Source organism: Winkia sp. UMB3158 (genome assembly GCF_030217145.1).
Taxonomy (GTDB): Bacteria; Actinomycetota; Actinomycetes; order Actinomycetales; family Actinomycetaceae; genus Winkia; species Winkia anitrata.
In genome coordinates this window covers 191,776-216,260 of sequence record NZ_JASONH010000005.1, presented here as the reverse complement: position 1 = coordinate 216,260, position 24,485 = coordinate 191,776, and the positions used below count along the sequence as shown (strand labels likewise).

The 24,485-nt window shown below is 57.1% G+C and carries 21 protein-coding genes, 1 tRNA gene and 2 pseudogenes; 10 read left to right on the top strand and 14 right to left on the bottom strand.

Annotation, left to right across the window (positions count from 1 at the left end; translation table 11 throughout):
• Positions 1 to 348: hypothetical protein (locus tag QP400_RS07520; protein ID WP_285444646.1), on the top strand; the 348-nt coding region annotated here is incomplete at its 5' end.
• A gap of 120 nt (positions 349 to 468) precedes the next feature.
• On the opposite strand, the gene QP400_RS07515 is transcribed toward QP400_RS07520, so the two are convergent.
• Positions 469 to 1,554: an alkene reductase gene (locus tag QP400_RS07515; RefSeq protein WP_004806362.1), complete on the bottom strand. Its 1,086-nt coding sequence runs from the start codon at positions 1,552 to 1,554 to the stop codon at positions 469 to 471.
• 217 nt (positions 1,555 to 1,771) lie between these two features.
• On the opposite strand from QP400_RS07515, the gene QP400_RS07510 reads away from it, so the two are divergent.
• Together QP400_RS07510 and poxB are read left to right on the top strand one after the other, a co-directional pair.
• The gene (locus QP400_RS07510) at positions 1,772 to 2,749 is read left to right on the top strand and encodes an EamA family transporter (RefSeq protein ID WP_004806364.1); all 978 of its coding nucleotides are present in this window, start codon (positions 1,772 to 1,774) and stop codon (positions 2,747 to 2,749) included.
• A 77-nt stretch (positions 2,750 to 2,826) separates the two neighbouring features.
• Complete coding sequence (poxB, locus tag QP400_RS07505; protein WP_004806366.1) at positions 2,827 to 4,551, top strand: ubiquinone-dependent pyruvate dehydrogenase; 1,725 nt, start codon at positions 2,827 to 2,829, stop codon at positions 4,549 to 4,551.
• A 69-nt stretch (positions 4,552 to 4,620) separates the two neighbouring features.
• Here the strand turns inward: poxB and QP400_RS07500 are convergent, their stop codons facing one another.
• On the bottom strand, positions 4,621 to 5,415 hold the full coding sequence (locus QP400_RS07500) for a carbohydrate ABC transporter permease (protein WP_004806369.1): 795 nt from the start codon (positions 5,413 to 5,415) through the stop codon (positions 4,621 to 4,623).
• Positions 5,416 to 5,442: 27 nt separating this feature from the next.
• On the opposite strand from QP400_RS07500, the gene QP400_RS07495 reads away from it, so the two are divergent.
• Positions 5,443 to 5,820 (top strand): hypothetical protein, encoded by a 378-nt coding sequence (locus QP400_RS07495; RefSeq protein ID WP_196793457.1) that lies wholly within the window; start codon positions 5,443 to 5,445, stop codon positions 5,818 to 5,820.
• A 164-nt stretch (positions 5,821 to 5,984) separates the two neighbouring features.
• On the opposite strand, the pseudogene QP400_RS10550 reads toward QP400_RS07495, so the two are convergent.
• The 6 genes and pseudogenes from QP400_RS10550 to QP400_RS07470 all read right to left on the bottom strand — a co-directional run.
• A pseudogene (locus QP400_RS10550) lies at positions 5,985 to 6,089 on the bottom strand (DapH/DapD/GlmU-related protein); the annotation flags it as partial.
• Between the two features lie 234 nt (positions 6,090 to 6,323).
• Positions 6,324 to 6,467 (bottom strand): annotated as a pseudogene (locus tag QP400_RS10545) (maltose acetyltransferase domain-containing protein); the annotation flags it as partial.
• A gap of 63 nt (positions 6,468 to 6,530) precedes the next feature.
• Positions 6,531 to 6,606 (bottom strand) — tRNA-Ala (locus QP400_RS07485).
• Positions 6,607 to 6,717: 111 nt separating this feature from the next.
• Entirely contained in the window at positions 6,718 to 7,452 is a 735-nt protein-coding gene (locus QP400_RS07480; RefSeq protein ID WP_141740515.1) for a hypothetical protein, read from the bottom strand.
• Positions 7,453 to 7,772: 320 nt separating this feature from the next.
• Positions 7,773 to 8,450, bottom strand: a complete 678-nt coding sequence (locus tag QP400_RS07475) for a GNAT family N-acetyltransferase (protein WP_004806374.1) — start codon at positions 8,448 to 8,450, stop codon at positions 7,773 to 7,775.
• Entirely contained in the window at positions 8,450 to 9,658 is a 1,209-nt protein-coding gene (locus QP400_RS07470) for a molybdopterin molybdotransferase MoeA (protein ID WP_004806377.1), read from the bottom strand. The genes QP400_RS07475 and QP400_RS07470 overlap by 1 nt, the downstream gene beginning before the upstream one ends.
• A 92-nt stretch (positions 9,659 to 9,750) precedes the next feature.
• Here QP400_RS07470 and QP400_RS07465 point away from each other — a divergent pair, with 92 nt between their 5' ends.
• Positions 9,751 to 10,374 carry a 5-formyltetrahydrofolate cyclo-ligase gene (locus QP400_RS07465; protein ID WP_004806379.1) on the top strand — a complete coding sequence of 208 codons (624 nt, stop codon included), beginning with the start codon at positions 9,751 to 9,753 and terminating at the stop codon, positions 10,372 to 10,374.
• A 115-nt stretch (positions 10,375 to 10,489) separates the two neighbouring features.
• Entirely contained in the window at positions 10,490 to 10,939 is a 450-nt protein-coding gene (gene mscL / locus QP400_RS07460; RefSeq protein WP_004806382.1) for a large conductance mechanosensitive channel protein MscL, read from the top strand.
• A 56-nt stretch (positions 10,940 to 10,995) separates the two neighbouring features.
• Here the strand turns inward: mscL and QP400_RS07455 are convergent, their stop codons facing one another.
• The 5 genes from QP400_RS07455 to QP400_RS07435 all read right to left on the bottom strand — a co-directional run bounded on the left by QP400_RS07455 (position 10,996) and on the right by QP400_RS07435 (position 18,715).
• On the bottom strand, positions 10,996 to 11,193 hold the full coding sequence (locus QP400_RS07455; RefSeq protein WP_040315078.1) for a hypothetical protein: 198 nt from the start codon (positions 11,191 to 11,193) through the stop codon (positions 10,996 to 10,998).
• Positions 11,180 to 15,196 carry a PDDEXK-like endonuclease domain-containing protein gene (locus tag QP400_RS07450; RefSeq protein WP_285462612.1) on the bottom strand — a complete coding sequence of 1,339 codons (4,017 nt, stop codon included), beginning with the start codon at positions 15,194 to 15,196 and terminating at the stop codon, positions 11,180 to 11,182. The genes QP400_RS07455 and QP400_RS07450 overlap by 14 nt, the downstream gene beginning before the upstream one ends.
• Before the next feature lie 111 nt (positions 15,197 to 15,307).
• Positions 15,308 to 16,561, bottom strand: a complete 1,254-nt coding sequence (purT, locus tag QP400_RS07445) for a formate-dependent phosphoribosylglycinamide formyltransferase (RefSeq protein WP_004806388.1) — start codon at positions 16,559 to 16,561, stop codon at positions 15,308 to 15,310.
• Positions 16,562 to 16,599: 38 nt separating this feature from the next.
• Positions 16,600 to 18,030, bottom strand: coding sequence for an FtsX-like permease family protein (locus QP400_RS07440; RefSeq protein WP_004806391.1), 1,431 nt, complete (start codon positions 18,028 to 18,030; stop codon positions 16,600 to 16,602).
• Positions 18,023 to 18,715, bottom strand: a complete 693-nt coding sequence (locus tag QP400_RS07435; protein ID WP_004806393.1) for an ABC transporter ATP-binding protein — start codon at positions 18,713 to 18,715, stop codon at positions 18,023 to 18,025. Before QP400_RS07435 ends, QP400_RS07440 begins: the two co-directional genes overlap by 8 nt.
• Positions 18,716 to 18,849: 134 nt before the next feature.
• On the opposite strand from QP400_RS07435, the gene QP400_RS07430 reads away from it, so the two are divergent.
• Both QP400_RS07430 and QP400_RS07425 read left to right on the top strand, forming a co-directional pair.
• Positions 18,850 to 19,563 (top strand): sensor histidine kinase, encoded by a 714-nt coding sequence (locus tag QP400_RS07430; protein WP_004806394.1) that lies wholly within the window; start codon positions 18,850 to 18,852, stop codon positions 19,561 to 19,563.
• Positions 19,560 to 20,222, top strand: coding sequence for a response regulator transcription factor (locus QP400_RS07425; protein WP_285462609.1), 663 nt, complete (start codon positions 19,560 to 19,562; stop codon positions 20,220 to 20,222). The genes QP400_RS07430 and QP400_RS07425 overlap by 4 nt, the downstream gene beginning before the upstream one ends.
• A 1-nt stretch (position 20,223) precedes the next feature.
• Here the strand turns inward: QP400_RS07425 and gtfA are convergent, their stop codons facing one another.
• The gene (gtfA, locus tag QP400_RS07420) at positions 20,224 to 21,699 is read right to left on the bottom strand and encodes a sucrose phosphorylase (RefSeq protein WP_004806398.1); all 1,476 of its coding nucleotides are present in this window, start codon (positions 21,697 to 21,699) and stop codon (positions 20,224 to 20,226) included.
• Positions 21,700 to 21,834: 135 nt separating this feature from the next.
• Between gtfA and QP400_RS07415 the strand changes: the two genes are divergently transcribed.
• Entirely contained in the window at positions 21,835 to 23,178 is a 1,344-nt protein-coding gene (locus tag QP400_RS07415) for an MFS transporter (RefSeq protein WP_004806401.1), read from the top strand.
• A gap of 91 nt (positions 23,179 to 23,269) precedes the next feature.
• Positions 23,270 to 24,481 (top strand): M20 metallopeptidase family protein, encoded by a 1,212-nt coding sequence (locus tag QP400_RS07410; protein ID WP_004806404.1) that lies wholly within the window; start codon positions 23,270 to 23,272, stop codon positions 24,479 to 24,481.
• The last annotated feature ends 4 nt before the right edge of the window (positions 24,482 to 24,485 follow it).

The following is a 24,485-nucleotide window of genomic DNA, read 5'->3' as shown; positions in this document are numbered from 1 at the left end:
TTAAGCACGCCGTCAGCGTTCGTCCTGAGCCAGGATCAAACTCTCCAAACAAAAACATTCAGAAAACACCCCAAAAAAGGGCAATCCCAACCAAAAAAACAAAAAAGACCAAACACAACCAAAACAGTTGCGCAAAGCCCACACACAAAAAGAGCAAAAACAAAAACACACTATCGAGAACAAAAACAACCACACCACACCAACCCAAAAACCCAGGTCAGGGGCCGTGTCGAACCGGTTGATCACCGGCGCAACGAGAAATACTTTAGGCAGGATTGCCACCCAAATGCAAACCAATTTGCGGTGACGCTGCACACACACTTTCCTCAGCAATCCGTAAAGGGCTAAATACTGCCAAAAACGGGCCGGAAAGTTTTCCGGGAAAGCGGGCTTTTCACCCTCGTTTCAACAAAAAGCAACCGCCCACACATTCGAAAATGTGGGGCGGCAAACAAAGACTACTAAGAACTATCCTTCATAGAACGGGTAGTCGGTATAGCCCAACTCGCCTTTCGCGTAGAAAGTGGACTGCACGGGCTCGTTTACAGGTAAACCCTCCTGCCACCTACGAGCCAAGTCCGGGTTAGCCAAGGCTGCGCGCCCTACGCTGACCGCATCAGCGCAATCGCCCTCGACAATTTCAAGGGCCTCTTCGCGGGTAGTTACTCGGTCGAAGCCATTGTTCAAAATGAAGGGCCCGCCGAAAGCCTTCCTGATGCCCGCCACCAACTCAGATGTCGGATCCCCGTAGATGACGTCCAAGAAAGCCAAGTCGGCCTCGGCTGCGAAACGGGCATACTCCAGATACGTAGCGCGGGTCTCTTCCAGATCCGGCTCCAGCGCTCCCTGAACATTGTGCTGGGGAGAAAGACGCACTCCAACTTTGTCAGCGCCGATCGCATCGACGACAGCCTTAGTTACCTCAATCGGGAACTGCGCCCGCTTCACCGGCGAACCGCCATAGCGATCCGTACGCTTATTAGAAGATGGAGCGAAGAACTGGTGAAGTAGGTAGCCATTAGCCGCATGCAGCTGCACGCCATCCATACCTACCTCGATCGCATTCTTCGCAGCCTGCGCAAATTCGGAAATGATGGTGGCGATCTCGGCCTCAGTCAAAGCGTAGGGAGGCGGCGGGACAACCTTCCCCTTCTTGGTACGTGCGAAACCGTCCAGCTGCTCACTGGATGCAGACACCGTCCGCCCAGTCTGCGTGATCTCGGGGTGCGACACCCGGCCACCATGCATGAGCTGGAGGACAATTAGGCCGCCCTTGGCATGGACTGCCTCCGTAACCTTCTTCCACCCTTCCAGCTGAGCCTCCGTGCAAATGCCCGACTGACCGTACCAAGTGCGCCCCTCCAAAGTAGGCCAAGTCCCCTCGGCAACAATTAGCCCGAGGGAAGCCCTCTGTTCGTAATACAAGGCGTGCAACTCGTTCGGAACGCCGTCATCCTCGGCCCGAAGGCGAGTAAGCGGAGCCATAACCAGACGGTTCTTTAGGTGAAGACTCCCCATAGTAAGCGGCGTAAAGAGGGCAGCAGCATCTTTCATATAAACCTCCAACAAGTATTAGTAGATAACCTAAACAATTGCTTAACTCATACCTAAGTCAATGATCTTGCAGTAATTTGCTCAAAAATAGCAATACTATTCTGCCGATTGTGCCAAAGGCGGATTAGCGATAGGCAAACAGGTATTTGCATCATGAAGAAAAATGTGCGAAATCTGTATATAAATCCCCATCTACAAGCGCGAACGGAGAAAAACGGTGACCGCATCCCCGCAAAAGCACCTGCCCGCTTGGTCGCTAGCAGTAACCGGCATGGTGTCCGTACAAATTGGCTCAGCACTTTCGGTAGGTCTTATAGACACCTACAGTGCCGGAGGAGTCGCATGGATGCGACTAGTGGCGGGAACGGTAGTTTTCTGGCTAATTAGTAGGCCGCCAATTCGCTCTATTCGTCGCAAAGACATACTGCCTCTGATCGGGCTGGGGTTAGCCACTGGATCCATGTCCACCCTATTCATACTGGCCCTGCCCTACATCAACCTGGGGACGGCGGTCGCGATCGAATACCTTGGCCCGCTCAGTGTGGCGGCGCTTCGGTCACGTTCACTAAAACCCGTGGGCTGGCTGTTTCTAGCCTTCGCGGGAGTGCTAGCAATGACCCAACCATGGTCGTCGGCCTTCAACCTAAAAGGTGTAATGATGGCGGCCTTTGCCGGGGCGTGCTGGGGCACCTACATCCTGCTCACGCAGAAAGTGGGCGACCACTTCACAGGGCTCAGTGCACTGTCCATTACCGTTCCCATTGCCTCACTCGTTGCGGGCGCAGTCGGCGCTCCAACCATCATCAGCCAGTTCGACCTCAAAATGGTGGCAATTGCGTTCGGTATCGCGCTACTACACCCCGTAATCCCATTCGCCCTCGAAATGATGGCGCTGCGCAGGATGAACCCAACCGCGTTTGGCACTCTTACTTCTTTGGAGCCGGCCGTAAGCATCCTCATCGGCATACTGATCCTGGGACAGATTCCGAACTGGCTCCAGGCCCTTGGCGTAGCCGTAGTAGTAATAGCCGGGGCAGGCTCACAGCAAAATGCTGCCCGCGACCCCGAAGCTATCACCGAACAAAATGTTACCGAACTACTAGAAGATGAGGCGGCAATCTTACCGAAAAAGAAAACTCGGCGTCATTTCAATAAAACACCATCATTCAAGTGGCGCAAACAAAAAGATGATTAAGGACACCAGTTCTACGAAACAGGCGGACTAGAGCATAGACTTTAACCGAAGATAAAGTTTTTCGGAATGAGGTATTGATGCCGTCTGTTGCAGAAAACATTGTTGCTAGCCTCAAAGCTAGCGGCGTCTCCAAGGTTTGGGGCGTTGCAGGAGACTCCCTGAACGCACTGACCGATGCGATCCGCCTGACTGACGGAATTGGCTGGGTTCCAGTCCGTCATGAGGAGGCTGGCGCCTTCGCTGCTGGTGCTGAAGCAGCCGTCACCGGCAAATTAGCGGTAACCGTAGGCTCCTGTGGGCCCGGAAACCTGCACCTTATCAACGGTTTGTTCGACGCAAACCGTTCCCACCAACCCGTTCTTGCGATCGCCGCTCACATTCCTCACGACGAGATCGGCGGGAGCTATTTCCAGGAAACTCACCCCGAGAACCTTTTCCAGGAATGCTCCGTATACTGCGAACTTGTTTCGAACCCCGCTCAGATGCCACGCATCCTTCGCGTAGCTATGCGCGCTGCCCTCGACAAGAAGGGCGTTGCCGTTCTAGTAATCCCGGGTAACATTCTGCAGGCCGAAGTCAAGGGCGAACCGGAAGTCGTATTCCATTCCCCCACTCGCTCCATTCCCGCCCAGGAAGCACTGGACAAGGCCGCCGAAATCCTGAATCACTCCAAGAAGGTATCGATTCTGGCAGGCGCTGGTTGCGAGGGCGCACATGACGAACTCGTTTCCTTGGCAGACAAACTACAGGCACCCATCGTGCATACGATGCGCGGTAAAGAATGGGTTGCCTATGACAATCCCTTCGACGTCGGCATGACCGGTCTGTTGGGCTTCACCTCCGGCTACAACGCAATGACCGACTGCGACACTTTGCTGATGCTGGGCGCGGACCTGCCCTACAGGCAGTTCTACCCGAAGAATGCGAAGGTAATTCAGGTGGATCTGGCCGGAGAACACATTGGCCGCCGCACCAAGGTTGACGTTCCACTAGTTGGCACCGTGAAAGACACGGCGCCTGAACTGGAAAAGCTCATCAAGCCCGGACGTTCCTCGAGGCATCTAAAGAAGATGCAGAAGGACTACAAGGAAGCCACCAAGGACCTGATGGCCCTAGCAAAGCCGTCTCGCGGCAAGATTCACCCGCAGTACTTGGCAGAACTGCTAAACCGTTACGCCGACGACGACGCCATCTTCGTTCCCGACGTTGGCTCCCCCGTGATCTGGGCAGCCCGCTACATCGATGTCAACGGCAAGCGCCGCATCATCGGTTCCTTCAACCACGGATCAATGGCAAACGGCCTGCCCATGGGCATGGGCGCACAGGCGGCATACCCGAACCGCCAGGTCATCTCCATGTCTGGTGACGGCGGCCTCTCGATGCTCATGGGTGATCTGCTCACCTTGAAGCAGGACGGGCTCCCGGTGAAAATCGTCGTCTTCAACAACTCTTCGCTGAACTTCGTCGAGTTGGAAATGAAGTCGGCCGGCTTCGTCAACTACGCTACCGACCTGTCTGATCCGAACTTCGCCAACATCGCTGAAGCTTGCGACTTGAAGGGCTACCGCGTTGAAAAGGCGAAGGACCTAGAAAAGACGGTGAAGGAATTCCTAGCCCATAAGGGCCCGGCCATCCTTGACGTGATCACCGACCGCCAGGAGCTAACCATTCCTCCGACTATCGATCTGGATCAGATGAAGGGCTTCAGCCTGTACGCAATGCGCACCGTGCTTTCCGGCCGCGGCGCAGAATTGATCGACATGGCAAAGACCAACATTAGGCAGCTGCCCAGCTTCTTCTAAGCACAGCTACCAAACGAACGAGGGCGCCCCTGCGGGCGCCCTCTTCTTATATAAGCTGCTGCAACTAAGCTACTGCCCGCCCATGCCTGTGGTAGCAAAGCCTTTAACGATTTGGCGTTGAAACAGGACGAAAACAATAACCAGTGGCAGTGCACCAATAACTGCGCTTGCCATACCTTGCGCGTACTGCACGCCATAAGCATTCTTTACAGTTCCTAACCCGACAGGGATGGTCATCAGGTTCGGCGAGTTTGTAATGATAAAAGGCCACAGGAAGTTATTCCAACACCCAATAAATACAAAGATCGCAACAGCTACGATGATCGATCTAGACAACGGCAAGATAATTGCAGTCAGGATCTTCACCCGGGAGGCGCCTTCCAACCTTGCTGATTCTTCCAGTTCAACGGGTAGCTGATCGAAGAAATTCTTTAGCACGATCACCATCAAGGGGGCCACTACCTGCGGCAAAGCTACACCGGCAAGCGTATCCGATAGCTTCATGAACTTCATCTGTTCAAACAGAGGAACTATCAGTATCTGAGGAGGCACCATGATAGCTGCAACAGTAAGGCCGTAGCATAACCGTCGACCAGGAAAATCTGTTCTCGAGAATACATACGCTGCAGGCACGGATATTAGCAGAGTGATCGCAGTTACTACGGCTGCCACTACCAGGGAGTTCCACAGCCACAAAGGTATATCTCCGCCGCGAATTACCGCGGCATAGTTATCGAGGGTCCATCCCCTAGGAGGCCAAAAAGCGAGGGGCGCTGCCGAAGCATCGGCCTCGTGCTTGAACGACATCTGGAGCGCAAAGAAAATCGGGATTGCCCAAGCCAGTGCGGCAATAACCAAAGCCACGAATGCTCCGACCCCTTTGTAAATCGTGTGGAGTTAGCACCTAATCAGATGCCTTTTGCGGATGGAAGCTTCTCTGTTCCCTACGCGGGCCAACCATTCTTCGTCTCTGAGTTTGGAGGCATCTGGTGGAACGAGGAGGAAGCGAGAGCGCAACAGGAAGTAAATGATCAGGCCGCTTCATGGGGATATGGGGACAGAGTCCGTTCACTAGAGGAGTTCTACGAGCGTTTTGCCGGCTTGGTCTCAGTCCTAACTGCAATGCCGCAGACATTTGGCTATTGCTACACCCAGTTGACCGATGTATTCCAAGAGAAAAATGGAATCGTTGCGTTCGACAGGAGCTCCAAGCTCGACATAGAACGGATCAGAAAGATACAAACTAAACCAGCAGCCTATGAAGAATAGGCAACCATAGACAAGATCTTGCTAAGGGCAGCCGACAACATGTTCTTGTGGCTGTGGAGGTGCGTCGAACGTTGAGTCTTTAGAGCCGCTCTTCCAACGCATCTTCCTGAGTGACACGTCTGATAACCCGAGCATGATTTCCGGCAGCTATAACTCCCCGCTGGAACATTCCGAGTCACTACCGAACCGGCACCCACAATCGCGCCGGCACCGATCGTGACACCAGGAAGTACACACACCTTCGCGCCCAACCACACGTTGTCCCCTATCGTGATTGGACTCGCCTTCTCGATCCCCCTATTTCGGCCCTCAGGCAGACGCGCATGGTCGGCAGTATAAAAGCCACAATCGGGGCCATTAAAGCAATGATCCCCAATAGTGATGCCACCACCATCCATAAAGTAGGCATTATGGTTTACAAAGACGTCATCGCCGATCTTCGTCAGCGTCCCATAGTCAGCAAACATGGGAGACAAAATCGTCGCATGTTCTCCAAGGGTTGGAAACAGCCTGGCAAGCACGTCCAGGCGTTCCTGCTGCCTTGACGGTTGCAAACTATTCAGTTGAAAACAGAGCTCGTCTGCTCGCTGCCGTAGCCTCAAGATTTCACTGTCGTAGTTTGCGTCATAATACTGCCCAGCAAGCATCTTTTCGTATTCGCTCAAAACGCCCCAAGATACAAAAAACTCGCGGTCAAAACCGCGAGTAACTGGTGGAGCTAGGGGGATTCGAACCCCCGACCTTCTCATTGCGAACGAGACGCGCTACCAACTGCGCCATAGCCCCTTAGGACTTGTATAGGTTAGCACTAAACGGGCACCAGTTTCCAACTGCCGCAGCTTAGATCACAATAAGGCCGGCCAGGAACACCTGACCGGCCTCAAAAGCTGCGATTCATTAGGACGCGTTCGCTCTACGAGCCTCCAACATATCGTCCCCATCCATACGAACAAGCGCAGTACGTGCCACCTCGGCAGAAGTCATCGCAACCTCGGCCTTCCGAACCGAGCGCGGCCTGTACGGTACAGCAACCCCCGCTGCAGGAGTATCCCCACGCATGTGTTCCACCGCCACAGTGCGTGGCTGGACCAGCGGCTTCAACTTGTGAGTCGGAGCAGGGACCGGCATAGGAGACCAAGTCATCCCCTTGGCATACTTACGAGGCCGCTCGTTTCCCGCAACCGGCTGCGCAGTAGAACCAGTCTTGGCCTCTTCTTGCTTCTGCTGACCTTGCTCCTGATCCTTCGCCTCAACCTGCTCGGTCATCCCGGGATCATACTTTGTGAGTCTAGAAAGCTGCCGCCAAGACCTGTTCGCCTTCGGTGCGGGACGGTCGGCCGCAAGCGCTTCCTGCTTCAGTTTGCGAATACGTGCCATATCAGCAACGTCCTGCTTGCGATCAGCAACAGTTGAGCGCCTGGAATAGTAGAGTGCAGCGCCAACTCCCGCAGTGGGCAGGAGCGCCCACAGCAACGAGATCTTCCCGGCCGCGGCAACAATCAGCACGAGTACGAGGGCGGCCACCATCAACACGGTAAGCGCCACCCTGCGTTGGGCAGCAGCATGCCTGCGGGCAACTAACGCGGCTCGCTGCGCACGCGCATTTACCAATTCAGACCTGCTGTTGTTCATTTTGCCTCCTATTTGGGGGAACAGTATCCCACCGTTTTCCCCGCGGCTTTGGTACTGAACGCTTTCAGTATTCAATATTTGCAGTTTTCCGGAGAACCTATCCGCTTCGTTGCCCTGGCTGGTTGCCAAACGCCACAAGACGACCTTGGGGAAGACAACCCCAAGTACAACAAGCACGACTGCTGCGAAAGCCACTCCTCCAAACTCCACATCGTTAAATCTATGAAAGAAACAGCTGGATCGTGGACGACTCGCCCCGAAAGTTCCAAACCATGAGAACGATTCAATAACCGCCCTTATCAATAGTCACAACTTTCACATCAGTAACAACTGTTGTTCTGCTTGTGAGCCTCCAGCCTGGCCACAAACCCACCGTGGGCGTCCTCGACAGTAGCAGCGAAAGAGACGTGGTCCGCCCAACTGCCGTCGATACAGATGTATTTCCGCCGTACTCCCTCTTTACGCAGGCCAAGCTTGCGCGGAATCGCCAAGGAACGGGCGTTCTCGGGCCGAATATTGATCTCGGCTCGGTGCAGGTTCAAATCGGTAAAGCAGGCGTCCAGAGCCATAGCCACTGCCAGAGTCATCAAACCCATATTCGCCCAAGTCTGCGAAATCCAATACCCAATAGCGCAACTTTGCGTAGCCGCCCTCGAGATGTCGGAAATAGTAAGTTGCCCTATCGCTTGACCGTCACCTTCGATGACCAAAGGCATCATGCGGCCATCCAATATCTGCCTGTTACAGCTGGCCACATACTGTTCAAAGGTGGGTGGGTCTACCGGGTACCCCACCGGCGCGCTAGCTTCCCAAGGCCCCAACCACTCTCGCTCCCCATAGCGAAGTTCATTGACCCGAAGGTGATCAGCGCGCTTCATTTGCCTAAGCCGCAAATAGCCCAGATTCGCCGTGGTAATCGCGGCCAGCTCGGGCTTGTCATAGACCAAGTCAAGCGGTCTGCGCAGCGCCAACCGCGCCTGATCTATTAGCGAGAACACTAGTCGAGCACCATGCACACTAGTTCGTCCCCGGCGCGCACTTCCGTAACATCCTCCGGAACTACAGCGAGGGCGTTCGCCTCCGTGAGCTTGGAAAGTAGCCGATCCTTGGGGTCGCCACAGACGCTGGCCACATAGCCTTCAGCGGGAGCACCAGAGAGCGCCACGCGGACGAATTCTCGTTTCCCAGCCGGCGAGGCCCAGCCCCGGTCTACCCGGGCAGTAAGGGCCGTGCGGTAAAGCTCGGACCAGCCTGCCATGGACCGCAGTGCCGGCCGCACAAATACTTCGTAACAGATCTGAGCGGTTACGGGATCACCGGGCAAACAGAAAATCGGAGTATCTTCTACCGTGCCCACGCCCATATGTTTGCCGGGAGCAATGGCTACGGAATCGAAACGGACAGTCCCTAGGGGCGACAAGACCTCTTTTACCGTGTCCCCTGCCCCGTAGGAAAGACCGCCGGTAGTAATCAATAGGTCGGCGCGTACTAGCTGGTCCTCGATAGTTTGCCGCAGGATGCGGTGCTCATCTGGCACGGCATTGACGCGGAAAGTATCGGCACCGGCATCCGCCACCGCAGCCGCAAGGGCGTGCCCATTAGCATCGAAAACAGCACCGGGGCTAGCGATCCGACCGGGTTCTACCAGCTCGTCACCAATGGACATGACGACGACTCTAGGATGCGGATGCACCAGTACACGCAATCTGCCCACCCCAGCCAGCAACGCAATCTGCCTGGCGCCGATGCGCTGGCCTTCCTGCAACACGTTCTGGTAGGCCTCAACGTCGCTTGCTCGGGGACGAATATTCTGCCCCGGCAACGAAAGCTTCTTAATCTGCACATTCGATTCGTCCCGGTCGGTGTCCTCTAGGTCCACCACGGCATCCGCCCCTGCTGGCACCGGCGCCCCAGAAGCAATACGAACCGCTGTTTCGGCAATCACTGAAGTAGGATCAACATCGCCAGCGCGAACCTCATCAATTACGCGCAAATAGACTGGCTCGTCAGCGCTAGCCCCCGCAATGTCGACGCTGCGCACTGCGTATCCGTCAATCGTGGAAACATCGGTGACGGGCAGATCGAACGGGGAGGCTACGTCCTCGGCAAGAATGCACCCGACCGCATCCGGTAGCAGTACCTCTAGCGGTGGAAGCGGACCCACCTGAGCCAAACAAGCTTCTAAATGCTGGGCGACAGTTCGCATGCGCGCTCCCCTCAAAGTTGCAGTTTCCTTAAGGCTATCTGTTTTCCATGTGGCAACCTTGCTCGCACGCCGAAACCTGCAATGATGGGATCATGAATAAGGAGCAATCATTTGACGCGGTAGTCGAAGAAGACATCGAGGACAAAAAGGCAGCTCTAAGAGCCAAAGTGCGCGCCTGCCGCAAGAAGTTAACTTCTCAGGCCCGGAAAGAGGCGGCGAAAAATATCCTTGACGCAGCTGCTCCCGTGCTGGAACGCGAGGACGAAACTATTGCCTCCTATGTTCCGGTAAATGCTGAGCCCGACGTAATGGGCATCGCAAATGAGGCGTTCAGACAGGGCAAGGAAGTCCTTCTGCCACGCCTTGGACCCAAGCTTTCTCGCACCTGGGCGCTCTACCGCGGCCCGGGCGACCTGCAGGTACACGCACCCGGCCGTCCTCCTGCCCCGTCTGGCGAAATACTTTCCCCGGACGTCATCAGTAGAGCCGGGCTGCTTATACTGCCTGCCCTCAGCATCGACCGTTCCGGAAATAGGTTGGGCCAAGGTGGGGGTTGGTATGACCACATTTTGGAAAATGCTTCTGCCGATGCCTGCATTTGCGCAGTTGTCTACACTTCGGAATTTTTAGATGCCGAGAACGCTCTTCCTATTGCCCCTCATGACAAGAAGGTGAACGCGGTACTTACCCCTGCCGGATTCTTATACCTTAACTAACCCTTCATAACTTATTGGTTGCAAAAGGTAGACTGCATAGCACTCTAACTATTATTTCCTATACTCGTCCCTCTAAACTTGGAGGCAAATAACCCCGTTTACACAGGAGAAGAGAATGCTTCAGGGATTCAAAGAATTCGTAATGCGTGGCAATGCACTAGAACTTGCCGTTGGCGTCGTTATTGCCGGTGCCTTCTCGGCAATCGTCACCGCGATCGTCGACGGCATCATTAACCCGATAATTGCTGGCCTAATCGGCAAACCTAACTTTGACGAGGTCGCAGCGTTCCACCTGGGCAACGCCACTGTCAAACCCGGCTTGCTAATTACCGCCATTATTAACTTTATTTTGATAGCTGCAGCCGTATATTTCCTGATTGTGCTGCCCATGAACAAGCTCAATGAAAAGATCGCTGCTCGCCGTAAGGCTGGCGAAGAAGTCGAGGACGCAGCCGTTTCCGAGGACGTCGCTCTGCTAACCGAAATTCGTGACCTTCTTGCAGCCCAGCACGGTGACACCGCTTCTATTTCCAGCGCAGAAGGCCGCCACCGCGCAGATATCTGATTTGAGCTGAATGTAAAAATGGGGACCAATTTGGCCCCCATTTTTATTTGCCTGATTCAGCTTCCCCAGTGCGGCGGAACATTGTCGCGTAAGCGCGCGTCATTTTCTCCTTTGCCGTGGTCAGTCGAAGTCTTGGCTAGCTTTACGTAATCCGGCTGCACAGTGCCTTCGTCCCAACTTGGGGCCTGCCCCATCTGGAGGCGCTTCTTGTCCGCCTGCGAAACGAATACTGCCCGTCGTCTAGGCTTCTTCATCGGCCGATTCTTCTGCCGGGTCTGCCACGGCTCCATTGCGACGAGCTACGTTCGCCAGCACCGCATTTACCTGCGCCCCGCGGCGTACGATCTGTAGGGCTTCAATCAGTTCCGCAACCATCTGCGACTCGCTCCGTTCCACCCCGTCAGAAGCAATCCACCTCGCCATCTCGTCTAGCTGGTCATCTCCGTAGGCGGTGAGCGGCAACCCCGGCGCGATGGGAGGACGCGGTTCGGAGCGAACCGGAGCCGGTTCACTGACCTCGCCAGATTCGTCCACTTCCAGTTCGTCCGTCTGCTCCACCGAAGGTTGCGGAGCCGACTCCGGCAGCGGTTCACCCTGCGCTTCCTCGACAATATCGAGTACCAGGTTCAAGATAGCCTCGGCCTCTGCCTGGGGATTCATGAAGACCGCGGTGGAATACACCGTGTACACGCCCCACCCGAATTCGGCTAGGCGGGCAGGCAGGATCCGCTCCCGCCGCCGCAAAGAAGGCTCTGAAGCGTAGGCGACATTGTCGGTGAGTACCGCTACCAGCAGTTCATCCGGGAATGCCGGATGGCCAATTGCCAGCGGAATGCGCACCCCTTTATCTATACCCACGTTGGGCAGCACGGTAAGACCCAGACGATACAAGCGTTCTGCCAGGTCAACTAGCAAACGATCCGGTTCAGATTCCTCTTCTGTAGAAGCCTGTGCCAGTTCGATCGGAGACAACGCCTTGCCGGATTCCTGGGCGCTAGCTAGCAGATCTACCAGCATGCGAGCGCCCTCGGAATTCAACCGAGATTCGTCAATATCTTCCGGGGCAAACGAGGCAACCACGTCCAAATCCCCGCGCACTGCTGAAAGGGCGTCAACCAACAAAGATGGGCCCGTAGAACCGCTGATTGCCCCGAAGTCGTGCAAGACGCGTCCGTGCGGAGTCTTAGCAAATCCGACCGCCAAAATGATGCGGTCTCGGCGTAGTCCCGCCGCGTGCGCAGCATCCAAGGTCACGAACGGTTCCACAGCCGTGGGCTTGAAGAACGAATCTATAGCCGGCGAATCCGCCACCGCGGAAATGATCGCCTCTCGGATACGTTGAGCATGCCGCGCGTTCAGCGTGACCACTGCCAAGGACTCATCGGGCCGCGACAGCGCGTGGTCAATTACCAAGTCGACCACGGCCTCGACCTCGTCAGCAGAAGATTCGATAGCCGAAAGTCCGGGGGCGGGCATTCCGCGCCCGTCTACCAAATGTAGTCCCAGCGCCGAGGACGTCCGAGGGACCGGAACCGAAAACACAGCGCGCCCGTACCCGTGCGACGCCAAGAAATCAGTAACCGCTTCGTTCGACTTCCCTACCGAGGGCGGCACAGTGATATGCGGCAGTATTTCGGCAAATTCGGTCACTGCTCCGCCGAGTTTACGCCGCACGTCCCCGGCCACGACCACCTGGGTGGCCCTGCATAGAGCCGGCAACAGCTCCGCGACTTCGAGGCGCTCCACGCCGTCAAGAACTACCACGTCAATGCGTGCCTTCTCGTCGAACAGGCTAGACATCTGCAGCGGCGGAACAATGCGGATCGGCATCACGTACGCCGACAGCGGGTAATCTGCCAGTATCTGCGGCAGTGGCAGGTCGCTATCGGCAGCCAAGGCCTCGTACAAGAGCCCCGCCTGGTCGCGATCATCTAGCAGCCGCCGGCGCACCTGCTGGGCAATCTTGAATCGTGCCTGTGGCACCAGCGAACGTTCCTGTTCCCGATCTAGGTTGCGTAGCTGCGTGCTGAGGCCGGCCAACGTTTTTCCGGTGTAGTGGGCCAGGCGGTCATCCTGGGACAGCATCACCGAAAGGGCGGAAGCCCACCATGCCAAGTCTAGCTCGGATGGGATCAGATAGTCAGGCACCTGCCGTGCCCGCAGGTCATCCACTAGATCTTCAAGCCCGAGCGCCTTGATCTTCTTTAGCACTTTGACACGTTCAGGGAGCCTGGCAGCGCCGTCTTTGTCCTGGGCAAGCGCGTCCATGAGCCGCACTAGGTCGTCTACCGGCATCTTGGCCAAATCGCCGTGCACGGTAGAGAAGAACGGCGAAATTGCCTTCAGATCAGTGCGCAGGGCCTGGTTGACGTTGATCATCTCGTCAAGGCCGCCCGGCAGTTTTGGCCACCCGGCCGCGTCTCCGTATTCGGCCCAGACACTCCGCAGATTCTGCACCCTAGTAAGGCGTTCGTGCAGGTTGTCTACCTTTACTCCGGGACGAACCATGTCCCGAGCCTGCCTCACCAGACGCCTGCGGGTCGATCCCTTCATGTTGAGGGCGCGTTCCTTACGCCATTCCTTGGGCGCGGTCGCGATCATCATGTCTGCCGCGGAGCGTTCGAACACCATCGGCAAGAACACGTCGAGGCTGTCGCGGACTCCGGCTAGCAGTTCCAGCTGCTGTTCCCAGTCTTCCAAGGTGTGGGCCTGGGTTAGCCCGGTCTCGCGTGCAACGCGCCCAATGTTGGCACGCACTTGCGGCAGCGATTGGATAGAGATGCGCTGGACGCATTCGACAGTTTCGGCAACGGCTTCGGGCGCGGAAATTACTGCCCCGTGCCACGCGTTAGACTTCTTGCCCGCCTTGAAGATGCCCAACTCGGCAGCTTCCTGCAACGCTGCACGCGCGCTGGCTGCGCCGTCCTCGGCAATCTTGTCCAAACGTTCTTCCGAAAAGCGCACCTTGGTGCGTGGCCCGGAAGTACCCGCAGTAAGGTCAGTCAAAACCTGCAAGGCATCGTATGGGGAGATTCCCCAAGTTTCCTTTGGCTTGTGCAGAGCCTGGGTGTAGCCCCCCAGCTTCTCGCGTACCTTCACCAACTCGGTGCGGATGTCCTCTACCATGTCCGCATCTTGGGTATTAGTCGGTTCGATAGTGATCGCGTGCCGCAGCGCGGCGATAGCTCCGCGATCCCAATCGGTGCTATCCGATAGATCTAGCACCAAGTCGTCTAGCCCCAGTTCGCGCAGGTAGGCCATCAAGGCTGTGGCGGCACGGCGTTCGCCCGGCACATACGCCACGCGTTTGCCGCTGACAGCTGCATCGACCATGATAGCCGCAATGGTCTCCGCCCTCTCGGATGCGGGCGGGGTGTCGAGTACCAGGGATCTGCCGGCAGCAACCGCGTCGAGGGCGTCATGCTGCAGCGGGTCGAGCAGGCCCACCCCTTTTTCGGTGTGCGGGTCCCGGTCGGTGCGAATCGGCTCGGCAAGCGGCTTCGCCAGCGCCGCACGCGCGGTATCATCGCCGGCAAGAGCGGCAACCACCGTAGATTCCACGGCTCGCTCGCGCAACCGCTGCAAATCGCCAATCACTATGTCCGCTGGCTTCACAAACACTCCGAGCGTGAGCGACTCGTACATGTCGAAGCCAACCAGGTTCAGCGACCCAGCTTCGCGCAGGAAACGCAACGCATTGAGCGGCGAAAAATCCCCCACCTTGTCGAATTGGGAGATGTCCAGCTTCAGCCCCTTATCGCGAAGGGCCTGCGCCAATTCACTATTCAGGCTGAGCCCGGGGCGAAGCGTCAGAAGGATGTCGTCGTCCTCGGCAAGCTGCATAGTGAGCGGGCGCAGCAAGGCCGTGACAGAGTGAGCAGACGAAGTGCCGTCAGTAGCATCCGTCCAAGAAGCGGTACCGATCCCCAAGTGCATGGGGATTGCCCCCTGGCCCGAGCTCAGTTCACTCTGAGCCGCAAGGAGGTCGTGAGCGCGCATGCGCACGTGCGCCAACGCGTTCGGTTCGCGCACCAAGTTGGTAAGACGTGTAGCCCTGCCGGCATAGAGCTGGGCAAGACCGGTCGGATGCGCCGCAAACAGCTCCAATTTGGGCAGCGACGGAGCGGAAGTAGCGGACTGCTGGAGTTCCTCTACCCACCCGTTCAAAGCCTCATCTACCAGCTGAGACCTGGTAGAGGGCGCGCCTTCGGTGGCCTTTTTTGGGCGCAGCTTAGAAAACTTCTCACTTTTGCTCACCGTTCCACCTTATCCAGACCAGACACCGGAACCGAGCGACGGGCGCGCGCGCCTTAAAATAAGCCACAAAAATTGCCCCACCTGGGGGCAATCCTTGCTTCTTGGGCCTAGCTAACGAACCTTCACGCTAGAGGCAGCAACACCAGCTGCCTCGCGGGCCTCCGCGGTAGAAGTTCCCACTGCGAGGGCGACCCCCATGCGGCGGTCGTTATAGGCTTCAGGCTTTCCAAACAGGCGCACGTCAACGCAGGCATTCGTACCGTTAGTGGTTGCCAAGGCCTCTTCGACGCCCTCGAAACGAGGCTGGTCGGAATCTACCTGCGATTTGATCGGCACAGAAGCGCCGGGGCGGCGGATCGACACGTCCAGCGGCATTCCCAAGATGGCGCGGGCATGCAAGTCGAATTCGCTGTGGTACTGGCTGATCAGGGTTACCATGCCCGTGTCGTGGGGGCGCGGAGAGAGCTCCGAGAACATGACTTCGTCCCCGGCCACGAACAGTTCCACCCCAAAAATGCCGAGGACGGGCCCCTGCCATTCGGGAGTTTCGGCTGCCAACGCATCAGTGACTGCCTTCGAGACCTCCCGCGCCCGCGCCAGCACCTTCGGCGGCATCTGGTGCGGCTGCCAGCTTTCGACGTAGTCTCCGCGGGACTGCGTGTGCCCGATGGGGGCACAGAAGCTAGTTTGTACCTGCCCGTGAGCGTCTAGGTGACGAACCGTGAGCAGGGTAATTTCGTAGTCGAAATTGATCTTGGATTCGCAAATGACCCAGTTGGTGTGTGCGCGAGCCTCGCTCTGCGCCTTCTTCCACGCGGTAGCGATCTGCTCCGGAGCGGTTACTAGGCTTTGGCCGTGGCCCGAAGAGGACATCGTGGGCTTCACAAAGCACGGGAAACCGATCTTGTTTGCCAATTCCTCCAATTGTTCTTCCGAGGACGCAAACCCGTAGTTCGAAGTGGGCACCCCCGCCTTCTCAGCCGCCAGGGTACGGATAAACCGGCGATCAAAAGTTGCCTGGACCGCGGGCGCACTAGGAACTACGCGTACTGGCGAAACCTTGGCCTGACCGCGTTGTTCTTCCATCCACTGTTCCAAGACGCCGGCAGCCAGCTTTTCAACTTCGGGGACGACCAGATCCGGGTTCACCTCGGAAAGTAGCTGCGAAAGCGCCTGGTTATCCGTCATATAAACTATGCGCGAGTCGTCCGCGACCTGCATAGCAGGGGCGTTGGCGTAGGAATCGACGGCTATAACCGTGCAGCCGAGACGTTTGAGCGAGATGGTCAGTTCTTTGCCTAATTCGCCGCTTCCCAGGAGCAGGATCTTGGCGGGCAAAGTAAGAGGAAAATGGTTCGCGTTCATATATAGAATCGTACATGCCTGATAGCGCAGGCCTCGCCCTAATCCACTTTTCTTGTGTTTTCGGCCAGGATTTTTCTGTGCACGGGGATGGTCATCGCGTTAGCGAAGGCGACCAACGCGATGCCGCCTATAACTACCACTGCCCCTGTAAGCACCGCTACTAGCCCGTCATACCTACTTAGCTCGTCATTGTTCAGGGCAAGAAGCATCATGGGAAACGCGTTGAGGACGCCAATGAGGTATCCAATTAGGCACACGCCGGCTACTGGCGCCAGAGCCTCGGTAGCTGACACTTTCAGTGCGAAGGAATCGGGGGCACCCATTCGGGCAAGGGCTCGCGTTTGGCAGGCGTGTTCATATTCTGCCGATAGTCCTGCGAGCAACGTGGAGGCGGCAGCCAGTAGAAAACCGAATAGCACGGTAAGGCCGGCCCCGACCTTTACGTCTGCCAAACCGGTGAGCACTATTTGTTCGTCTTTGTGTGATGCCACCCCCATCCCAAACCGGGGCGTAGTTGCGGCAGCGCCGGCAATTACAGACAGGAAAGCCACCCCTGCGACCCGCCTCCACGTATCACGCGGGGCTGCCATTATGCGTCTTGCCGACACGGATACGACGAGGTTAGAGGAGACGGCAAAGGCTCTTGCGACGAGCCGCAGCAAATAGGGCATTGCCATTACCATGGTCCACCCGGCCACCAACAACACCATAATGACCAGGAGCAGGTTGGCCTGCATCTGATTATTAGCAAAGGTGGACGGGATGATGATTGCTGCCGTTGCCGAAGCCACAAACAGTAGTGCTCGTCCTCCGCGCAGCTTGCGTGAGCGGGATTTTCTAACCACTCCTTGGGGAGAGATAATTACGCGCCGCAGTCCCAACGTCGCCGCTTCCCCACTGAGCAGAACTATAGCCAGTGCGCAAGCTAGGTACCCCAGAGGCGGAAGAAACATTTCCCTCCAGAGCAACGGGCTACCTTGAAATGAGAGTTTGTGTAACGGGGGCAGTGCCAGCATGCAGAGGGCGAAGCCACACACCGTTCCGATGCTCGCCTGCAGCATCGTCTCTAAACCTGCAATTTTCACTATTCCCCACTGGGACACTCCCAGCAGCCGCAAGGTCGCCATTCTGTGTTCGCGCGCGTTAGCGCCCAGTAAAGAGGCAGAACTAGCAAGCGTAGTCAGAGGGCCGATGAGTAGGGCTAACGCCAGCAATGCCAGAAGAAAGTAGAACCCTGCAGTCGACTTGCCCAACGTCCAGTCTGCCAGCGCACTCACCGGGTGAACGAATCTACGCCAGAACATGTAGGTGCCGGTGGCAACCAGGTAGGTAATGGCCGACACCACCGTAAATGCCCCTACAGAAGCTAGCACCAGCGGCCCCTCACCGCTGGCCGCCCCGAATCGGTGCCTAGCTATTTGCGCGGTAGTCGAGAGCAGGTTTTTCGCCTGCAAGGCACGCTCAGGCATCTTTTCCCCCGATCAGCTGTTCAGAATGAACCAGCCCGTCACGAATTTCCACCACCCGATTACACCAGGAAGCAACGTTCAGATCGTGGGTAACTATTACCAGAGCCGTATCGAAAATACGCGCTAGAGCCGTAAGTACTTGCATCACCTCGTGTGATGTCGGCTGATCAAGCGCACCGGTAGGCTCGTCGGCAAACATGATCGCCGGATTCGTCACAATGGCACGGGCAATAGCTACGCGTTGGGCCTGACCACCTGACATGTCTCCAGGCAGCACATTGGCTTTGTCTGCAATCCCAAGCCTGGCCATCGCATCGGTAGCCACCCGCAGCGCCTGGGCCCTCTTCATTCCACGCAACTGCAACGGTAACGCCACGTTGTCACGCGCCGGCAGTTCCGGTAACAGCGCCCCATCTTGGAACACGAACCCGAACGAGCCTAATCGCACCGCCGACCTAGCTGCATCGGACATGGTAGAGAGCTCTTCGCCCTCAAAGACAATGCTTCCTGTATCCGGGGTCAGGACGCCCGAAAGACAATGCAGCAGAGTGGACTTGCCAGAACCGGACGGGCCCATGACCGCGAGCGCCTCGCCCGCGCGAAGCTGCAAGGACACGTCGGCTAAGGCGCGCACTTTGCCAAAAGACTTGCTGATGTTTCGCGCTGCCAGGATTGTTTTCTTCATAGCTCCATTCCACTAATTGCTGCGGCGACTTGGAATATGCGCCGCCTGAATAGTGTGGTAGGGCCTGCCCTACTTTGTTCACCTTACCGGGCGGACTCGCGGGGCCGCCGGATGCCTATCGTTAGGATAGGCACGTGAGGTTATTTTCCAGATGGCAGGAGCGTCGTGAGGCGGCAGAAGAGGTGCGCCGCCTTGCCAAGTCGCGCCGGGCTATTGTCGACGCGTACGAGGTGGAGCGTCGCCGCATTGAACGCGATCTGCACGATGGGGCGCAGCAGTACTTGGTGGCCGCCGCACTCACCTTGGGGGAAGCCGAGTTGGATCCAAGCTTGCAAGAAAATCCGCAGCTGGCCGACTTGCTTGCGAAGACTCACGAGAATTTGGATACCGCACTGGCACAACTGCGAACTACCGTGCGTGGGATCCACCCGCAAGTGCTGGAAGATAAGGGGCTCGTAGCCGCTCTCGAGGACGTAGTGCGCCACAGCGCTATCCCGATCACAATCCGCTGCCCCGCCCCTGTTCCCCCACTTCCCGAGGGCGTATTGGCCTGCGCCTACTTTTTCACCACCGAGGCGATCACCAATGCCACCAAGTATGCGGCAGAAGCTCCGGTGAACGTGTTGATAACGGTAGGAGAGCAGTTACGTATTTCTGTGCAGGATGACGGTCCGGGCGGAGCCACGCTCCTTGAGGGGCACGGCTTGGCCGGCATTCAAGAACGGCTGGCAGCCTTCGGCGGCTCCCTAACCATCTCTTCCCCGTTGGGCGGTCCCACCCAGGTGATCGGCTCGATCCCACTACTGCTCTTTGCTGGCGAAAGCGCTATAAAACTGGAGAAACAATGAAATTGGTATTAGCTGACGACTCCGGCCTGCTGCGGGAATCTTTGGCGGGCATGCTGGAACGGCAAGGCTTCCAGATCGTGGGGCAAACGGATAATGCGCAGACTCTGCCGGTGCTGGTAGATGCCCTGTTTTCCGAGGACAATGCTCCCGACCTGGTGGTCACTGACGTGCGCATGCCCCCGAATATGGCAGAGGACGGCCTGGAAGCCGCGCAAAAGATCCGTGCCGCTCACCCGCGCCTCGCCATTTTGATCTGCAGCCAGTATGTCGCCCCCGCATATGCCAGGGCGGTACTGGACATGACCCAGCCGGGCACGGGTACCGGATACCTACTGAAAGACTCGGTGGGCCACGTTGCTGATTTCATTTCTACCCTGCGCGCTGTGGGCCGCGGTGCGGTAGTGATAGACCCGCAGGTGGCTGGGGCAATGGTGTCTTCGACTGGCATAGACCAGCTGACCGAGCGCGAGTTGGAGGTCCTGGCCCTAATGGCGCAGGGGAAATCCAATTCGCAGATCGCCGAATCACTCTTCGTGTCCGGGGCCGCGGTGGGCAAACATGTGGCGAATATTTTCGCCAAGATGGGGCTCACCCCCGATCAGGAAAATCGCAGGGTGCGCGCCATTTTAACCTATTTGCAGGACAAAGCTCCCCACTAGGTCAGTTGTAGGTAACTTCTGCCTTCTTCTCGGCAAAGTCGGCTACCAGTTCTGCCCAGTCATCCTTGTTTTCCCAAGTTAGTACCAGACGGGAATCCTGCTCATAGGAGCGCACCTGGCACTTCCCCTTGAAGGCGGGGTGGGACTTGCGCAGCTGCAGCAAACCCAGAATTCGGCGCACTACAGGGGAGCGCAATTCCTCGCGAACCTGGGCGGCACTATAGTACGGCCGGTTTATGTCGCGGCCAACGCCCGTTTGCGCCAGCAGTTCCAGATCGCAGGGGGCCGCAAGCAGCCCCGCGTAGTAGACCTGGCAGACGCCGGGAGTGAAGGCCTGCACCGCCCTCGCCAAAAAGTACGCGTCCTCGTCTGCCCCACAAGCATCGAAGAAAGTGCAGTTCACCTGGTAAATATCCAGATTGGAAGCGTTCCAGCCAGTGGCCTTCCTGGACGCCCCCTTGGAAGCCTCGTGGATGCCTTCGACAAGGCCGTCCACTGCCTCAGCCGAAAGCAGCCCGGCTTCCCCGCTCTGCTGATCAGGCCCCACGTCGACAATGCCAATTCCATCGTGAGTATCCAAGACCGTAATCGCGTTCGTGGGACGAACCTTCAGCCACTTAGTCAGCGGCCCCACCTGCCCCGTGTAGAGGGCGTGCAACACCAGCGGCGGCAGCGCAAAGTCATAGACACTATCTACCTTCTGTGCCACCTGAATCTGGTTCTTGTAATGCGAATGGATCTCGACTAAAACACTCATGCCTAGGGCACGTGCCTGCTCGGTGAGTTCGCCGATGAACTCGTAAGTCTGCGGAGTCATAAAACAGCTGCTTCCAGCGGTCTTCACCGAATACCCCACCGCGTCCAGGCGCACCTGGCTGACTCCGCCAGCAGCCATAGCGGAAAGGATCGAGGCAATGTAACGGCGCCCGCCCTCGGAACGCATATCCACGTCGATCTGCTGGGGCGTAAACGTAGTCCACACAAGCCGTGTCTGCTCCCCCCACTTGTAGTGGGTGAAAGGCAGCCCGGGGCGAGGACGATAAATCGCTGCCAAATCCTGTTCGCTAGCCCCTTCCGGGAACACCGAGGACAGAGTCAAGAACATGTCCGCATAAGGCGAACCCTGCCCCTTCTCTACAACGTCCTGGAACTGGGCGGACTTATAAGACATATGGTTGACGATCATGTCTGCCATGACCGAAAAATCCTGCGAAATCTTCTTTACGTCATCCCAGGAACCAAGCCGCGGATCGACACTGGTGTGATCGGAGGGATCAAAGCCCGCATCCGCCCCATCGAAAGGAGTAAAGAAAGGCAGAATATGTACCCCGTCGAATGCGTCGCGAAGCTCAGTCATCAAAGAGGCTAGTTCAGAAAGATCTTTCCCGAACCTATTGGCGTACGTAATTAACTGAGTCGAATCGGAATACTTCGGCTGGGACAGAGTAAAAGAATCATCTGGATGTGGTGGAATCAAAACGCCTCCAAAGCACTAGTGCTTACAGGTTAGGACAAGTTGCGCCCCGGCAAAAGTAAAACAGGGTTTGCCGGGTACTACCGGACATAAACCACTAGTGTTTAAACGCCATTGTCTTTTCGCGAAGGAGCAATAGTGAGCGCCCCGACACCTTCCAAACCGGAAGAGACTAAACCACACCTGTCAACCCTGCAGATCATGCTGATGAACTTCGGCTTCTTCGGCATCCAATATTCCTTCGGTATGCAGCAAACCGCTGTAAACCCGGTGTACCAGTTTCTGGGTGCCGACCCGGCAACCCTGCCGATCCTAAACATGGCCGGCCCGATCACCGGGCTGTTCATTCAGCCAATGATAGGCGCACTGTCAGACCGCACCTGGTCCCCGAAATGGGGTCGTCGGAAGCCATTCTTCCTGGTAGGCGCCATCGGCTGCTCAGTCTGCCTGTTCTTGTTCCCCTTCGTCTCGGCCGTGTGGATGGCAGTGCTCCTGCTCTGGCTACTAGATGCCTCTAACAACACCGCCATGGAGCCCTTCCGTGCTTTCATCGCCGACAAGCTCCCCGAAAACCAATTGGCCAAGGGCTTCCTCACCCAATCCTTCTTCACCGGACTAGGCATCACGCTGGCAAACCTATCCCTATGGGTCTTCCAGCAACTAATCACCTCCTCCACCGCAGCAGGGATCCCCTACTGGGTAGTCGGCTCCTTCATGCTCGGAGCCGTCTGCTCCATCGGATCCGTTCTAGTTACCGTTCTTTCCACCAAAGAAATTCCCCCTACCGAGGGCGAACTGGAACGCCTGCGCGCAGAAAAGAAAGGCTTCGGTGGGGCCTTGAAGGAGATTTGGGGGGCAATCAAAGACATGCCGGTGGGGTTGCGTAAGCTCGCCCTCGTCTACCTGTTCCAATGGTTCGCCATGAATGTCTACTGGCAATTCGTAGCGGCCACCGCTTCGGATGCCGTCTGGGGTACTCATGACCCGGCAAGCCAAGCCTTCGGAGAAGCAACCGCTTGGACCGGCGTCATCAACGGCACCTATAACATCGTCACCTTCTGCACCGCTTTCGGCCTCGTATCCCTAGCGCACAAGATTGGCCCCAAAGCCGTGCACTGTTCCTGCCTGCTAGTGGCCGCCGTGGGGCTGTTCGTATTCCCATCCATGACCACGAAGGGAATGCTGCTGGTACCCATTATTGGTCTAGGCATTGCCTGGGCATCCATCATGGGCGTGCCCTACATTATGGCGGTACGCATGATCCCCAAGGAGCGCTACGGCGTGTACATGGGCATCATCAACATGATGATCGTTATCCCTCAGCTACTACAGACGCTGACCTTCGGTGCGATCTACACCCACTTCCTAAACGCCACTCCCGCCAACGCAATGCGTTTCGCCGCAATATTCCTGGCCATCGCCGCAGTCGCAATGCTGTGGATCAACGAACGCAATGACGGAGCGGGCGATCTGACACACTAGCGGGACAGTCCATCCCGCTAGCCGGCACCCTTTGAGGAGCGGGCAAGGAGGCAGGCATAATTGGGCCTACAGCCAACTCTAAGGAGTCCCAATGTCCGCATTGATCGACACCGAAATCGATCGGATTACCCCACAGCTGATTGCACTTCGCCACGAACTACACCAGATGCCCGAAGTAGGACTGGATCTGCCAAATACGGCACGGCGCATCCGCAGCGAGATTGACTCCTTAGGCCTTGAGGTTGTAGCCGCCAAATCTTCTACCGGCTACATGGCAATCCTCCGAGGCGGCGCAGCCGGCGAAAACCGTCCCCTAGTGCTACTGCGCGCAGACATGGACGGCCTTCCCGTAAAGGAAGCCACAAAACTGCCGTGGGCCTCAAAGAACGGAAACATGCACGCCTGCGGGCACGACCTGCACATGGCCGGACTAGTAGGAGCCATGCGCGCCCTGCATCACGTAAGGGAGCACCTTGCTGGCGACGTCCTCTTCATGTTCCAACCCGGCGAAGAGGCCCACCACGGCGGAGACAAAATGATCGCCGAGGGGCTGCTAGAAGCAGCCGGGCGCACCCCAGATCACGCCTATGCCTGCCACGTGTGGGCGGCCCGCTACCCGGCAAAGACCATCTTCTCTAGGCCGACCGGAGCCATGGCGTCCTCGGATAACCTCTACGTAACCATAAAAGGTCGCGGCGGCCACGGCAGTGCGCCCCACGAAACTCACGACCCAATCATGGCGTGCGCCCAAATCCTCAGCGAAATACAGGTGACCGTAGCCCGCGAATTCGATGCTTTCGACCCGGTCGTTGTGACCTGCGGGCAGATCCATGCCGGATCCACCGAAAACATCATCCCGGGCGAAGCCAAAATGGACTTCACCATGCGCTCCGTGAACCCGCAAACCCGCATCCGCCTGCAGGCGCGGATCCAAGAACTAATCCACTCCCTAGCCCAAGCAAATAACGTGGAAGCGAAGTGCGTACTGGACCAGATCACCCCAGTGACCTTCAACGACGCCGCCGAATACCAGTTCGTAGCCAACACCCTGGCAGTGAAATTCAAAGAACGGTGGATGCCCCAGTCGCACGCAATGGCCGCCTCTGAAGACTTCGCCTACGTCCTCGAAAAGATCCCCGGCTGCTTCATTGGCGTGTCCGCGGTCCCCGAAGGAACAGACGAAAATAAGGCCCAGTTCAACCATTCAGCAAAAGCCAACTTTGCTGATTACGCGGTAGCGGACACCGCCAAGGTACTAGCCGAACTGGCCTGGTCCCGCCTAGGTACAGCCAAAGAGGCGTAGGCAA

What these genes read in the sequence shown, in the direction of transcription:
- QP400_RS07515 (WP_004806362.1), bottom strand. Translation starts at nt 1,554, where the DNA reads ATGAAAGATGCTGCTGCCCTCTTTACGCCGCTTACTATGGGGAGTCTT.
- poxB (WP_004806366.1), top strand. Translation starts at nt 2,827, where the DNA reads ATGCCGTCTGTTGCAGAAAACATTGTTGCTAGCCTCAAAGCTAGCGGC.
- QP400_RS07480 (WP_141740515.1), bottom strand. Translation starts at nt 7,452, where the DNA reads ATGAACAACAGCAGGTCTGAATTGGTAAATGCGCGTGCGCAGCGAGCC.
- QP400_RS07470 (WP_004806377.1), bottom strand. Translation starts at nt 9,658, where the DNA reads ATGCGAACTGTCGCCCAGCATTTAGAAGCTTGTTTGGCTCAGGTGGGT.
- QP400_RS07465 (WP_004806379.1), top strand. Translation starts at nt 9,751, where the DNA reads ATGAATAAGGAGCAATCATTTGACGCGGTAGTCGAAGAAGACATCGAG.
- mscL (WP_004806382.1), top strand. Translation starts at nt 10,490, where the DNA reads ATGCTTCAGGGATTCAAAGAATTCGTAATGCGTGGCAATGCACTAGAA.
- QP400_RS07455 (WP_040315078.1), bottom strand. Translation starts at nt 11,193, where the DNA reads ATGAAGAAGCCTAGACGACGGGCAGTATTCGTTTCGCAGGCGGACAAG.
- purT (WP_004806388.1), bottom strand. Translation starts at nt 16,561, where the DNA reads ATGAACGCGAACCATTTTCCTCTTACTTTGCCCGCCAAGATCCTGCTC.
- QP400_RS07440 (WP_004806391.1), bottom strand. Translation starts at nt 18,030, where the DNA reads ATGCCTGAGCGTGCCTTGCAGGCGAAAAACCTGCTCTCGACTACCGCG.
- QP400_RS07435 (WP_004806393.1), bottom strand. Translation starts at nt 18,715, where the DNA reads ATGAAGAAAACAATCCTGGCAGCGCGAAACATCAGCAAGTCTTTTGGC.
- QP400_RS07425 (WP_285462609.1), top strand. Translation starts at nt 19,560, where the DNA reads ATGAAATTGGTATTAGCTGACGACTCCGGCCTGCTGCGGGAATCTTTG.
- QP400_RS07410 (WP_004806404.1), top strand. Translation starts at nt 23,270, where the DNA reads ATGTCCGCATTGATCGACACCGAAATCGATCGGATTACCCCACAGCTG.